The sequence below is a fragment of the Lacrimispora sp. genome (assembly GCF_046972725.1).
In the GTDB taxonomy this organism is placed as follows: domain Bacteria; phylum Bacillota; class Clostridia; order Lachnospirales; family Lachnospiraceae; genus Lacrimispora.
In genome coordinates this window covers 730185-744588 of sequence record NZ_JBKVXF010000002.1, presented here as the reverse complement: position 1 = coordinate 744588, position 14404 = coordinate 730185, and the positions used below count along the sequence as shown (strand labels likewise).

At 43.5% G+C, this 14404-nt stretch carries 13 protein-coding genes; 3 read left to right on the top strand and 10 right to left on the bottom strand.

Features of this window, described 5'->3' with window-relative positions:
* Nucleotides 1–11: 11 nt before the first annotated feature.
* The 9 genes from murD to lgt form a co-directional block, all read right to left on the bottom strand.
* Nucleotides 12–1358, bottom strand: coding sequence for a UDP-N-acetylmuramoyl-L-alanine--D-glutamate ligase (murD, locus tag ACLTWA_RS11760; RefSeq protein ID WP_412327923.1), 1347 nt, complete (start codon nucleotides 1356–1358; stop codon nucleotides 12–14).
* Between the two features lie 12 nt (nucleotides 1359–1370).
* A complete protein-coding gene (mraY, locus tag ACLTWA_RS11755; RefSeq protein ID WP_412327922.1) occupies nucleotides 1371–2339 on the bottom strand; it encodes a phospho-N-acetylmuramoyl-pentapeptide-transferase in 969 nt (322 codons plus the stop codon).
* A 75-nt stretch (nucleotides 2340–2414) separates the two neighbouring features.
* Entirely contained in the window at nucleotides 2415–4175 is a 1761-nt protein-coding gene (locus ACLTWA_RS11750; RefSeq protein WP_412327921.1) for a peptidoglycan D,D-transpeptidase FtsI family protein, read from the bottom strand.
* A 72-nt stretch (nucleotides 4176–4247) separates the two neighbouring features.
* Nucleotides 4248–6503, bottom strand: a complete 2256-nt coding sequence (locus tag ACLTWA_RS11745; RefSeq protein ID WP_412327919.1) for a peptidoglycan D,D-transpeptidase FtsI family protein — start codon at nucleotides 6501–6503, stop codon at nucleotides 4248–4250.
* Nucleotides 6481–6963 (bottom strand): cell division protein FtsL, encoded by a 483-nt coding sequence (locus ACLTWA_RS11740; RefSeq protein WP_412327917.1) that lies wholly within the window; start codon nucleotides 6961–6963, stop codon nucleotides 6481–6483. The genes ACLTWA_RS11745 and ACLTWA_RS11740 overlap by 23 nt, the downstream gene beginning before the upstream one ends.
* Nucleotides 6964–6981: 18 nt before the next feature.
* A complete protein-coding gene (gene rsmH / locus ACLTWA_RS11735) occupies nucleotides 6982–7920 on the bottom strand; it encodes a 16S rRNA (cytosine(1402)-N(4))-methyltransferase RsmH (RefSeq protein WP_412327916.1) in 939 nt (312 codons plus the stop codon).
* Nucleotides 7917–8342, bottom strand: a complete 426-nt coding sequence (gene mraZ / locus ACLTWA_RS11730) for a division/cell wall cluster transcriptional repressor MraZ (RefSeq protein ID WP_412327914.1) — start codon at nucleotides 8340–8342, stop codon at nucleotides 7917–7919. Before mraZ ends, rsmH begins: the two co-directional genes overlap by 4 nt.
* A gap of 363 nt (nucleotides 8343–8705) precedes the next feature.
* Nucleotides 8706–8858: a Spo0E family sporulation regulatory protein-aspartic acid phosphatase gene (locus ACLTWA_RS11725; RefSeq protein ID WP_242842191.1), complete on the bottom strand. Its 153-nt coding sequence runs from the start codon at nucleotides 8856–8858 to the stop codon at nucleotides 8706–8708.
* Nucleotide 8859: 1 nt separating this feature from the next.
* On the bottom strand, nucleotides 8860–9738 hold the full coding sequence (gene lgt / locus ACLTWA_RS11720) for a prolipoprotein diacylglyceryl transferase (protein WP_412327913.1): 879 nt from the start codon (nucleotides 9736–9738) through the stop codon (nucleotides 8860–8862).
* 206 nt (nucleotides 9739–9944) lie between these two features.
* On the opposite strand from lgt, the gene ychF reads away from it, so the two are divergent.
* The 3 genes from ychF (at nucleotide 9945) to ACLTWA_RS11705 (ending at nucleotide 12849) form a co-directional block, all read left to right on the top strand.
* Nucleotides 9945–11042 (top strand): redox-regulated ATPase YchF, encoded by a 1098-nt coding sequence (gene ychF, locus ACLTWA_RS11715; RefSeq protein WP_412327911.1) that lies wholly within the window; start codon nucleotides 9945–9947, stop codon nucleotides 11040–11042.
* 184 nt (nucleotides 11043–11226) lie between these two features.
* Entirely contained in the window at nucleotides 11227–11856 is a 630-nt protein-coding gene (locus ACLTWA_RS11710; RefSeq protein ID WP_412327910.1) for a formate/nitrite transporter family protein, read from the top strand.
* 288 nt (nucleotides 11857–12144) lie between these two features.
* Nucleotides 12145–12849: an MBL fold metallo-hydrolase gene (locus ACLTWA_RS11705; RefSeq protein ID WP_412327909.1), complete on the top strand. Its 705-nt coding sequence runs from the start codon at nucleotides 12145–12147 to the stop codon at nucleotides 12847–12849.
* 65 nt (nucleotides 12850–12914) lie between these two features.
* Here the strand turns inward: ACLTWA_RS11705 and ACLTWA_RS11700 are convergent, their stop codons facing one another.
* Complete coding sequence (locus tag ACLTWA_RS11700) at nucleotides 12915–14402, bottom strand: glutamate synthase subunit beta (protein WP_412327908.1); 1488 nt, start codon at nucleotides 14400–14402, stop codon at nucleotides 12915–12917.
* Nucleotides 14403–14404 lie beyond the last annotated feature (2 nt).

The following is a 14404-nucleotide window of genomic DNA, read 5'->3' as shown; positions in this document are numbered from 1 at the left end:
CAATAGCAGCATTACAGATTGCGGACGCACTCTTTAAAGATCTCACCACGCTCCTCATAGCACTTAAACATGCCCCAGCTGGCGCATGCCGGTGAAAGAAGCACATAATCTCCAATATTGGCATAGGAGGCACAGACGCTGACTGCCTCCTGCATGTCTTCCGCATACATGACATTGGTAAAGCCATGCCTGGAAGCGCATTCGGCAATCTTTTCCCTTGTCTGCCCAAGCAAGACCATATAACGGACTTTTCCTTCAAAGGATTCGATCCATTCATCATATTCAGAGTTTTTATCGTATCCTCCCGCAATCAGTATGGTTGGTCCCGGCATAGCCTTGATCGCCTGAATCGCCGCATCAGGATTGGTTCCCTTTGAGTCATTATAATACTTGACCCCTGCTTTTTCAGCTACAAACTCAATCCGGTGCTCCACCGCTTTGAACTCACAGATTACCTTTTTGATAATATCCATAGGTACTCCCATCTCTGAAGAGATGGCCACAGCAGCCATAACGTTCTCATGATTGTGGCGGCCAAGGAGTTTTAAATCTTTTACCGATACAATCTCCTGCCGCTTTCCAAGATGGTTAAAGATAATCATGTCCCCATCCATACAGTAGCCCTCTTCAAGTTTCTCACGGCTGCTGAAGTAAACAACTTTGGGTTTTATTGTTCTGCCAAATTCACGCAGAACAGGATCATCATAGTTTAAAATACAACATTCCTGTTCTCTCTGATTTTGTGTAATGCTTTCTTTTACTTTTATGTAGCAATCCATAGTTTTATGACGATTTAAGTGATCTGGCGTTATATTAAGAATGGCACTGACATCAGGTCTGAAATCGGTAATGGTCTCCAGCTGAAAGCTGCTGATCTCAGCCACTGTCACGGAATCTTTTGTCATCTTTAAGGCTTCTTCCGTATATGGAATTCCAATATTGCCCACAACAAAAACCTGATCATAATAAGCTTTCATGATCTCTCCCGTAAGAGCCGTAGTAGTTGTCTTACCATTGGTTCCCGTGATAGCTGCCAGTTTTCCTTTGGCATAATGATAAGCCAGCTGGACCTCACTCCAGATGGGAATATCCGCCTCCTTGATTATTGAGACAAAAGGCGCATCCAGAGAGATTCCCGGACTGATAACACAAAGATCCACATCCTTTATATCTTCCTTGTGCAATTCTCCCAGCAAAAGGCGAATGGTCCCTTCTCCTTTGAACTGGCTTAACAGCTCATCCGCATTTATGGCATCATTGCTGTCATAAAGAACAACTTCATCCCCTGTTTTAAGTATCAGCCTGGAGGCGGCTGCACCACTTTTTCCACTGCCGGCAACTAAAATTTTCTGACTCATATGGTTTCTCTCCTATAATCCAAGGTATGCAAGCAGACAAAGAACCGCTGTTATAATAGCAAACACTGCGACCACCCGGGTTTCCGACCATCCGCAAAGTTCAAAATGGTGATGGATGGGAGCCATCTTAAAGATTCTTTTCCCGCCTGTTTTTTTAAAATATGTCACCTGAATGATGACCGATAAGACTTCAATCAAATAAATAAAACCGATGATGGCAATAAAGACCGGTATCTGCATCATAAAAGCACTGGATGCAACAAAACCTCCAAGTCCAAGGGAGCCGGTATCCCCCATGAATACTCTCGCCGGATAAACATTAAACAATAAAAAACCAAGAAGGCTTCCGACAACCGCACCGGTAATAGGGCTGATGCCAGTCCTTTCCCCGATCGCCACAACAGTAAGGAATGTCGCAACCAGAATGGTCACACTGGTGCATAGCCCATCAAGACCATCGGTAAAGTTCACACCGTTGTCCGTTCCGATCACAATGAAAAATACTGCGGGAATAAAGAACAGTCCCAAATTCAAATACAGTCCCTTATCAAAACCGCCGGTAAACGGAATTAGCATACCGGTGCCTACATCCTTTGAATGAACCAGATAGTAGGCAAAAATTCCTGTGATGATTAACTGTCCTGCCATTTTCTGAAATGGGGTAAGACCTTCGGACCGTTTCATCACGATCTTGATGTAATCATCAAGAAATCCTACAATTCCAAACCCGACGGTCATAAAGAGCACCGGAATGATCTTTGGATAATCCCTGATATAGAACAAGGACGTGATGATAACGCTGGTTAATATAATGAGTCCTCCCATCGTCGGAGTACCCTGTTTTTTCAAATGACTCTCCGGCCCTTCCTTACGGACCTCCTGGCCAAATTTCAGCCTGTGGAGAAATGGGATTACAATGGGACACAGCATAGCGCTGATGGCAAAAGCTATGATAATAGCCAGAATCGTTTCGTTAATCATGTCACACCTCAATATTTTATGTATTCGTATATCAAAAGTACACAGTAAGTAGTATACGTCTTTTCTTCCGAATAATCAACCACTGATTCGAAACGTAGAAACAGTTTTTTCCTCTGTTGGCTCAATTCCCAGATACGGAAGAATATTCTTAAAAATGTCCGCAATGACCGGTGCTGCAATGGTTCCTCCATAGTAGATACCCTCTGGTTCATCAATGGTAATAAGTGCAATTACCTTGGGATTATCTGCCGGCGCAAAACCTACAAAGGAAGAAATATATTTTTTTAAGCTTCTTGGAAGCTTTTCAGACGTAGCAGTTTTCCCACCGATCCGGTAGCCTTCGAGTTTTGCTCTTTTACCGCTTCCCTCGGACACTACCTGCTCCAGAATATAACGCATGGTTTCACTTGTTTCAGCGGATACGATTCCCTCTTTGACGGGATAAGTAAAGTTGTGGGCAGATTCTCCATCTGCGCTGACTGCTTTTACTCCAAAATGAGGCGTGATCCGGTTGCCGCCGTTTACAATCGATGCGGCAGTTGTGATAAGCTGCATGGGCGTGATCTGAAATGACTGGCCGAAAGACACAGTTGCCAGCTCCACCAGGCCCATATCCTGCTTTTTATGCATGATTGTTGATGCTTCTCCGGGAATGTCGATTCCTGTCTTCCCCTTTAAGCCAAACTGTTCAAAATACTTGTAGTAATTATCCACCCCCAGCCGCTGCCCTACATCGATCAGAACCGGGTTACAGGAATTCATCATTCCCTGAAGAAACGTTTCAGAGCCATGACCGCCCACCTTATGGCAGCGGATCTTCCGGTCCTCAACCACCCGGAATCCGGGGCAGGAAAAATGATCGTCCAGCTTAACCACGCCTGCTTCCAGCCCGGCTGCCGCAGTAATGATTTTAAATGTTGACCCCGGCTCATAAGTATCGTTGATGCTGGGATTTCTCCACATCTGGTTTAAGAGATCCTGCTTTTCTTTGTCCGTGACCGGAACCTCAGCCGTTGTATTTAGTGTAAACGGATCATTCAAATTAAATTCAGGTGCATTGACCATAGCCATTATTTCCCCATTTTGAGGATTCATGACAATAATTGACACCTTTTTTGCACTTTTTTTCTCCATGACCTGATAAGCAGCCTGCTCACAATATCTTTGTATATTCACATCCAGACTGATCTGCAGATCCTGACCTGCAACGGGTTCGATCCGGTCTTCTGCCGCATTTTCAATCTCGATACCTGCTGCATCAGACATGGTTAAAATTTTTCCGTTGGTTCCTTTTAAATACTGTTCGTATTTCACTTCCAGACCAATGATTCCCTGATTATCTCCTCCGGTAAATCCCAATACCTTTGAGGCAAGGGTATCATATGGATAATACCGTTTATAATCTTCATCCACCTTCACGCCTGCCAGATGATACGTACGGATCTGGTCTCCCAACGCCTTGTCTACATTGGTTTTAATTATTTCCCTGGAACTGTACTTCTCTACCTTCTTGCGTACTTCGTCTTCGCTTATCCCAAGTTCCCTGGATAAGACCGCCACAACCTCATCCGGCTGCTTGATCTGATTATGAATGACCGAAATCGTACACACCGTTCGATTGGTGGCAATGACGGTGCCATTGGCATCAATGATATTTCCCCGGGCAGCCTTTATGGTCCTCTCCCGTTCATGGAGATCCTCAGCCATAGCGCTGTAATGCTCGGAACGGAATATCATTAGAAAAATAAGCCGTCCCATAAGTCCTGTCATGGCAAGAAATAACAGGAAAAACAGGAGGGCTATTTTCTCTCTGTGATGTGTTTTGTTTGAATTCATACACTGCTCCACCGCCATTATTGTTACAGTATATGAATATCTGTCTTTTTTATGAGCCCTACACGCATTTTTCTACTGGGCTGCAGTTTCTTCCTCTGACGCCGGCTGGCTTTCAGAGGAATCTCCTGTCTCTCCCGGTACTCCACCAGGTAAAACGGAATCCTCTCCCTCTGGTCTGTTGACGTATTCCTCCGAAGGATTTAAATATTCTTCCGGAACCTGCTGTCCATTTTCCATAGTAGGCGCCGCTTGAGAAGAAGTCTCAGTGCCTGCCTCTTCCGCTGCAGTCTCTCCCTCAGAACCAGCTTCTGTTTCCCTGGTGATTCCTTCCTGCTCCGGAAGCTTTGATGCCTCATCCGAAGGAAGAGCCTGATCAACATCCGTATCAGGGAATACATTTAAATAAGGTAGAATCTCAGTCATGATTTTGCGAAAAACCTCGCTGGCATAAGTGCTGTGAGGCTGGTCTTCCACATGCGGTTCATCAATCACTACATATACCAGAACCTGAGGGTTGTCCGCAGGTGCATATCCGCAAAAAGACACAACATAATTTGTCTTATCACGGGGGAATTTCTCGGCAGTTCCTGTCTTTCCTGCAATTTTATAGCCTGCCACCTTTGCCGCTCCGCCGGTACCGCCTTCTGCGTTGACTGTTTTATACAAAGCTTCGTTAATAAACTTGGTGGTAGATTCAGACACCGTTTCCCGGACGAGCACAGGGTCAACTTTTTTAATGACGGATCCCTGCTCGTTCAGTATCTGCTTTACCACGTGAGGTTCATAATATGAACCGCCGTTAATCACAGAGCAGTAGGCAGCTGCCATCTGAATCATCGTGGAGTTAAAGTTCTGGCCAAATGAGTTCGTAGCCAGGTCTGCATCGCCAGCCGTGTCCGCCTGATATATATTTGTCTTATTATCCGCCTCCCCAGGAAGATCAATTCCGGTTTTCGAGCCAAATCCAAAAATCTGCTGATACTTATAGAACTTTTCTTTTCCCATCTGACTGGCAATGCGCATCATGACAACATTGCAGGACTTCATAAGTCCCTGTTCCACTGTAATAAGACCATGTCCATATCTGCTGACGCAGTGGATCTTATGTCCTCCCACTTCCAAAAAGCGGTTGCACTCATAGGTTTCTTTTCCCGTAATGGCTCCTTCCTCCAGGGCAGCAGACACGGTAAATATCTTCTCCGTAGAGCCGGGCTCAAACCCATCACTAATGGTAAAATTCCGCCAGGTCTGGTTCCATGCCACCTGAGTGCCCAAAGACAGGATCTGTTCATTATTATAATGCTGGAAAACCGTTTCCGCAGTGAGAGGTTCAGCATCTTTATTTTTTCTCTTATAATCATCTATGGCTTCCTGGATTCCCAACTGGCGCAGCACATCTTCCGTATATTCCGGTCTTAAAGCTCTGGGATTATTTAAATCAAATGATTTTCCATCTGCCATAGCCAGTACTTCTGCATTATTTGGATCCATAACAATAACACCGATCTGTTTACTGCCCGTCTGCTGCTGCCATTCATTTATGTACTTTTCCACAATTTTTTGTATGTTGACATCAATGGTAGAAACCACAGTATTTCCGTTAGAAGCAGGCTTAATCACCCGTTCCAGATTAGAATCATCATTCAAATATCCATATTCTCTTCCATTGACTCCCATAAGAGTGGAATTATAAAACTGTTCAATACCGCCGGTGCCGCTCATACTGTCACTGTTTGAAAACCCAATGACTTTGCTGCCCATGGAATTGTACGGATAAACCCTCTTATATTCATCTTCAAACCAGATGCCCCTGATGCCTTTTCCGCTTTTTTTCAGTTCTGTGGCCTTATCAGATTTATATTTTTCATATTTGTCTTTGTCATCATATGTCAGCTGTTTTGCATAGCGTACATATTGCTTATCCTTCTTTTCCTGGATCAGATTCAGGATTTCCGTACGGTCATAACCAAAGCATTCCGTAAGCGCGGTGACGGAAGCCTCCAGGTAGGCATCCGGATCTGACATGATCTGCTTGGGATCAAGGATTAAATTATAGACCTTTTCACTGGCTGCCAGATAAGTTCCGTTGCGGTCCATAATATCGCCCCGTTTAAAGGGAATCACACGGCTGTCATACTCCTGCTGGGACAGCACAATCTGATTATAATCTTCTTTTTTATTGGCCATCAGATTATAAAGGATCATAACTAATGCAAACAAAGCCAGCGTAATTACAAGAACCGTAATCGCCAGCTTTTCCTGCATATAACGTGGGAATACCTTACTTTTTTTATTCCTGTATTTGTTAGTGTTTCGGGATGTCCTCATTCTGTCTTACATACTCACTTTCCGTTTTATCATAGTGAAGGATCTGGTCCTTGTTCGCATAGACCATACCAAGTTCCTCAGTGGCTACTTTATACACATGATCCAAATCAACGGAAGTATTTATACTCATTTCCAGTGCGTTATTTTCAGTTCTTAATTTTTCCAGTTGTGCTTCATGTACCTCTATTCCGTGAATGTTGGTTGTAATAGATGCTTGCAGATGCAGGTATCTTACACATAAGCAGAGAGTGCAGACCACGGCAACCGTCAGCATGAGAACGTAAGGCAGATCCATTTGCAGAGCTTTTTCACGATTCCGCCGCACTCTGTTATTGACAGATGACCGTCGGACTTCGTCTGGCGTATGAACCGGCATACGGGCCGGCATGGCTTTACGGACAGTGTTTCCATGTACATAAGCCGTATTCCTGTAGGAATGCATATTCTTTTTGGCAGCCACTCGAATTTCCTCCCTTATTTAAACTCGTTCAAACACCCGAAGCTTTGAACTCTTTGAACGCTTATTCTCTTTAATCTCTTCTTCTGTCGGAATGACAGGCTTTCTCGTCACAACTTTCCCCTTGCTTTTTCTGCCACATACACAAATAGGGAAATCCGGCGGACAAACACACGGATTCTCATTGGTCTTAAACCTTGTTTTTACAATTCTGTCTTCCAGGGAATGGAACGTAATAACGGATAAGCGGCCGCCTGGATTCAACAGATCGATCATGGCATCAAGGGATTTGCTTAACACTTCCAGTTCCTTATTAAGCTCAATCCTTATGGCCTGAAACGTCTTTTTGGAGGGATGTCCTCCTACTGCTCTCACCTTTGCAGGAATCGCTCCTTTGATGATCTCGGTCAATTCTCCGGTTGTCTCTATCGGTTTTAATTCTCTGGCCTTTACAATATGCTTTGCAATATTCTTTGCGAACTTGTCCTCTCCGTAATCCCGAATGATACGGTAAAGATCAAATTCACTGTAATTGTTGATAATGTCGGCCGCCGTCTGATCATTTCTCTGGTCCATCCTCATATCAAGAGGTGCCTGATCTTCCCGATAGGTAAACCCCCGCTCCGGCGTATCCAGCTGAAAAGAAGATACTCCCAGATCCAGATATATCCCGTCTACTTTTTCAATTCCCAAATCCTTTAATACCGTCTGTATATTCACGTAATTGCTTCTTACGACTGTCACTTTATCCTTGTAATCCTTCAGCCGTTCTGTAGCTGCCAAAATAGCATCTGCATCCTGATCAATTCCGATTAATCTTCCGTATTCTCCAAGGCGCTTACACACTTCCAAAGCGTGTCCGCCGCCTCCCAGTGTTCCGTCCACATAAATTCCGTCCGGCTTTACATTCAGGCTGTCAATGGTCTCATAAAGCAGCACTGACTTGTGTTCAAACATCATATACCAAGTCCTTCCATAGTTTCCGCAATTTCTTCCATATCATCATAGGTATTGGCTGCTGTCCATGCATCCTTGCTCCAAATCTCAATCCGGCTCCCTACACCTACAAGGACTGCATCCTTATCAATGCCCGCATGTTCCCTGAGCACTGCCGGAAGCAGAATTCTTCCCTGCTTGTCCACTTCACAGGAGGTAGCACCCGCCAGAAAAAACCTTGAAAACTTTCTGGCATTGGTATTGGTTAATGGCAGGCTTTTCAGTTTTTCTTCCAGGGCTGTCCACTCATTATTATCATACACAAATAAACAGCCGTCCAAGCCCTTCGTCACGACGAATTCTTCTCCAAGCTGCTCTCTGAATTTTGATGGGACAATGAGACGTCCCTTCGCATCGACTGTATGATTGTATTCACCCATGAACATACCAATCACCTGCTCGTACAATGGCCGGAGGTTTCAACCACCTTCCCTCCATTTTCCACCACTTTGTACCACTTTCCTCCACTTGTAACTTAATTTTAGTACATTTACCAGGAAATAGCAAGGAGATTTTCTATTAATTTTCAATGATTCCGGTTACAAACAGCCGAATACACACGAATTTCCAAAACTTACCATAATTAGACAAACCATGGGGTGTTTTCCACCCCCACAACAGTTACTTCTTATTATAATGAGCATTATCAATAAAATTATTATAGTATTTGGAGAACATAAAAAAACACGGGGAGGTTTTTCCTTCCCGCGTTCTGATAGATTGCTCTGAAATCCATAAAACTTTTGATTTCAATAACCAGCTTCAATATATTGTTCAATTAATTTATCCAGCTCTACACTTCTAAGATAAATAACATCTCCGTCATCATGATCAATACTTTTATTTAATCTTTCCCTTGCTTCTTCGATATTTCTTATTAACTCTTCTTTTGAAATCATCATATCATGTTTCTCCTTTGCTCTTTTTTCTAATCTGTCTGTGTTGGAAGAAGAGCACAAGAGTTGATATCACTACCAGAATAAATGACAGTGCCTGAGACACCGCAATGCCAGTCCCAAAGAATATTAGCTGGTCCGTACGGATCCCTTCGATCCATACCCGTCCCAATCCATAGCCAAGCAGGTAGATAAGAAAAATCTCCCCATCAAATCGTTTGCGTTTCCTGTACCAGAGCAAGAATGCAAGTACACAAAGATTCCAGACTGATTCATAAAAGAAGGTTGGATGTACTTGTATATACTCTATGCCATCTTTCACGATCAAATGGTTCAAAAGTTCCTTCGATATCATATTCTCATTAACCAGCGCCCTTCTGATTCTCATAGCAAACAGGCCGTCGGTGTATCCGCCAAATGCTTCGCAATTAAAGAAGTTTCCCCATCTTCCTATAATTTGCCCGGTTATCAGTCCAAGACATCCTGTGTCCGCCAAAGAAAAGAAGGAAAGTTTCTTTACCTTGGTATAGACGATCAGAGTTATGGCGGCTCCTATAACGCCTCCATATATTGCCAGTCCCCCTGCCCTTAAGTTGAAAATTTGTAACAGGTCATTTTTATAACTAGTCCAGTCAAAAATTACATAATATATTCTGGCACATATAATAGAAACTACGATTGCATACAGGGCAAAATCCAGATAAACTTCCGGGTCTTGTCCTCTTCGTTTTGCATCATTCGTTGCAACCCAGAGGCCTGTTAAAATTCCAATCCCAATGATAATCCCGTAGAATGCAATGCGGAACCCAAATATCGAGATACTGTTTCGCAAATGGTCAATGGTAATTCCCAAATGCACAAAACTAATATCTGCCGTATTTGCCATTCGTCTTCTCCTTTCGATGTTTTCTTTATTTTACCCCGTGAAAACACAAAAATCAAACAGATTCGCCCGACATATTCGACTATATTTCGACATAGAAAATGATTCTTGCGTTTTTCTCTTTTTTTTTTACGGATAATATGATATTCTATATTAGTTGCAAAGAAAAATCAACCATGAATATAAACAATATTAGGAAGGTAATTGCTATGAAATTAGGTATTGTCGGATTACCGAACGTAGGTAAAAGTACTTTGTTCAATTCTCTTACAAAGGCCGGAGCAGAGTCTGCCAACTATCCATTCTGCACCATTGATCCGAACGTAGGAGTCGTTCCTGTTCCGGATGTACGCTTGGGACAACTGGCTGAACTATATAATTCCTCTAAGATCGTTCCAGCTGTCATCGAGTTTGTGGATATTGCAGGTCTTGTAAAAGGCGCATCCAAAGGAGAAGGTCTGGGCAACCAGTTTCTCTCCAACATTCGTGAAGTGGATGCCATTATCCACGTAGTCCGCTGCTTTGAAGATGCCAACGTCATTCATGTAGACGGAAGTGTTGATCCGCTGCGCGACATTGAGACCATTGATCTGGAGCTGATCTTTTCCGATCTTGAAATCCTGGACCGCCGCATCGCTAAGACTGCCAAGGGTGCCATGAACGACAAATCCCTTGCAAAAGAACTGGACATCTTAAAGAGAATCAAATCCCATTTAGAGAACGGCAATCTGGCAAGAAGCATGGATATAGAGGATGCAGACGAAACAGAATTTATAGCCTCCCTCAATCTTCTCACCTACAAACCGGTGATTTTTGCTGCCAACGTATGTGAAGACGATCTTGCTGACGACGGTATGTCTAATGAATATGTAACAAGGGTACGGGAATTTGCCAAAGAAAACAACAGTGAAGTATTCGTTATCTGCGCACAGATCGAACAGGAGATCTCCGAGCTGGAAGAGGATGAGAAAAAGATGTTTTTAGAGGATCTCGGCCTTACCGAATCCGGTCTTGAGAAATTGATCAGTGCCAGCTATCAGCTGCTAGGTCTTATCAGCTACTTAACTGCCGGTCCTATGGAGACAAGAGCCTGGACCATTGAAAGAGGGACAAAGGCCCCACAGGCCGCCGGAAAGATCCACTCCGATTTTGAACGGGGTTTTATCCGGGCGGAAGTTGTAAACTTTCAGGATCTTTTGGACTGCAAAACCTATAATGCAGCAAAAGAAAAAGGCCTGGTTCGTTCCGAAGGCAAAGAATATGTCGTTAAGGATGGGGATGTCATCCTGTTCCGCTTTAATGTATAAGAATACTCGCCGGCGTTTGACAGCGCCGGCGTTTTTTGTCCTGTTTTGGGGGATTATGATAAATTATGTCATTAGTCCGATTGTCCTTGTAAACTCCTTTTCTTATGCTATAATATGACGTGGCGAAAGACAAAAAAACTTTCTTACGCTCTGGCAGAAGGTTTAAAGGAGAAGGAGTATTGGAATGAAAACATTTATAAAAGCAATTGTTGCAGGAGTCTGTATCAGCATGGGCGGAATTATTTATCTGACTCTTGACAATCACATTGCCGGTTCTTTTTTATTTTCCATCGGTCTATTTACGATCTATACATTCGGTTTTAATCTTTATACAGGTAAGGTATGTTCCATCGTCTATGAAAAACCTTCCTACTTATTGAATGTTCTTATCGTATACATAGGGAATCTGGCAGGAACTGTTGGTTCCGGTTTTATTTTCCGTCATACAAAGCTGGCAAAATTAACAGGGCATGCCTCTGAAATCGTGGATTTAAAGCTGACAGATACTATTTTCAGCACTTTTGTTATGGCCTTTATGTGCGGAGTCATGATGTGCATAGCTGTCATCGGCTTCCAGACAATCAAAGACAGTGTCGGAAAGCATCTTGCTCTTACCCTTCCCATCATGGTGTTTATTCTTTCCGGCTTTGAGCACAGCATTGCGGATATGTTCTACTTTACAATGGCAGGTGCCTGGGGAGAAACGGCAGTCCTTTACATGCTCATCATTTCCTTAGGAAACATGGCAGGAGGAAGCATCATTCCCTTGCTGAAAAAATGTTTCAAAGAAGAATTTCCGGTCCTTCATGAATGAATGGTTTATAAGAGCACAGACTAACAATCTTGTGCTCTTTTTCATATTCAAAGACTGAGCTTTGATTTTCTTTGTTAATATTTTGTTATTTTCTCTTATGTTGTGAAGTTATTTGGAAATTCAACTGTTTTTTCGTCGTTTTTATGCTATAATAAATCAAATAATTTCAACCAGATCAGGAGTTCTTATGCAAATAAAAATAGTTGTAGATAACAATACTTTTGTTGACCATTTTTTATGGGAGAACCCGCCTCAAGCTTCTACCTCGAAGTTGATGGTCTTAAAATCTTGTTGGATACCGGATACTCCGATATTCTGCTTTCAAATGCCCGCAAAATGGGAATCGATTTATTTCAGTTAACACATATTGTTTTATCCCTGGGACATAATGATCATTCCAACGGACTTAGATATCTGGATAATACCATACCATTATCCGGCTTAAAGGTAATCTCTCATCCGGGCTGTTTTAATCAAAAAACTGTTGGAAACCAATCCATTGGAGCCCCCTTTTCAGAAGAAGAAATCCGCAGCAAATCCAATTACATCCCCTCGGAGACCCCTTTGTTCCTCTCCGAAAACTGTGTATTTTTAGGTCAGATTCCTCAAAAAAATGACTTTGAAATCCGCAGCCCTTTTGGCCGGGTGAATGTAAACGGAGAATGGCAGGATGACTATTTGTTAGATGATTCCGCAGTTGCCTTAAAAACTCCCAAGGGATTGTTTCTTATCTCAAGCTGTTCCCACAGCGGCATCTGCAACGTAGTGGAATATGCAAAGGAGGTATGCAAAGAAGACAGGATTGCCGGAATACTGGGAGGGTTTCATCTGTTTGATGTGAATGACCGTCTGACCCGGACCATTGAATATCTGGAAAGCTGCCACTTGGAAAGAATTTATCCCTGCCACTGCGTATCTTTGTTGGCTAAGGCCAAGATGATGGAAAAACTTCCCGTATTTGAAACCGGCGTAGGATTGACTATTGACTTATAAGAACTGATTGTCATAAGAAGGGGCTGTTGCAAATTGATCTTGCAACAGCCCCTTCTTTTTACTATTTATGCCAGATTGGAATAACCCATCAGGTTTTTATCCACTTCCTTAGCAACCTCACGCCCTTCCCTAATCGCCCATACCACCAGGGACTGACCTCTGTGCATATCTCCTGCCACAAAGACCTTATCAACGTTGGTTTTATATTTACCCTGTAAGGTTTCCACATTGCTGCGCTCATTTAACTTTACGCCAAATGCTTCGGCAACATACTTCTGTGCTCCAAGGAATCCGGCTGCAATCAGGACAAGGTCAGCAGGAACCTCCTTCTCGCTTCCAGCCACCGGCTCCATGATCATACGTCCGGTTTTTTCATCCCTTTTCGGCTCCAGATTCATTAATACCGCTTTTATCAACTTGCCGGACTTATCTTTGATAAACTCCTTTACCGTTGTCTGATAAAGTCTCGGATCCTTGCCAAATACTGCAATTGCTTCTTCCTGGCCGTAATCGGTTTTTAACACTCTGGGCCATTCCGGCCAGCTGTTGTCCGGAGTTCTTTTTTCCGGAAGTTTAGGCATCATCTCTAACTGAGTCACCGATGCACAGCCGTGGCGGATTGCAGTTCCCACACAGTCATTTCCCGTGTCTCCGCCTCCGATTACTATGACATGTTTTCCTTTTGCAGAAAGGAATAAGTTATCCTGCAAATTAGAATTCAGCAGGCTTTTGGTGGTAGACTTTAAAAAGTCCACGGCAAAGTAAATTCCCTGTGCATCTCTTCCGGGAACTTTTAGATCTCTTGGTTCCGAAGCACCGCAGGCCAAAATAACACGATCGAAATCTTTCAATAAATCTTTGGCTTTCTGGTTTTTACCTACATCAGCCCCAGTTACAAAGCTGATGCCTTCCTGCTGCATGATCCCCACCTTCCGGTCAATCACATGCTTTTCCAGCTTCATATTTGGGATGCCGTACATCAAAAGGCCCCCGATACGGTCTTCCCGCTCAAATACGGTCACACTGTGTCCCCGTTTATTCAGCTGATCTGCGGCCGCCAGCCCCGCCGGACCGGAACCGATAACTGCTATCTTTTTACCGGTGCGGATCTTTGGAGGGTTAGGGCCTGCGATTCCGGCTTCATAAGCCCGTTCTATAATGGCGTATTCATTTTCCTTGATGCTTACCGGATCTCCGTTTAAGCCGCAGGTACAGGCAGCTTCGCAGGGTGCCGGACAAACTCTTGCAGTAAATTCAGGAAAACTATTGGTCTTTTTCAGCCGGTTATAAGCCTGCTGCCATGTACCGCTATAAACAAGCTCGTTCCATTCCGGTATCAAATTGTTAATCGGGCAGCCGGAGACCATCCCCTTGATGATCACTCCGGACTGACAGAAAGGGACACCGCAATCCATACAGCGTGCGCCCTGGCATCTCTGCTCTTTTTCGGAAAGAGGCAGATGAAACTCGTTATAATTCTTGATACGAGTCTTGGGATCTACCGTTTTTCCTGTTTTTCTGTTAAATTCTAAAAATCCTGTTGGCTTTCCCATTG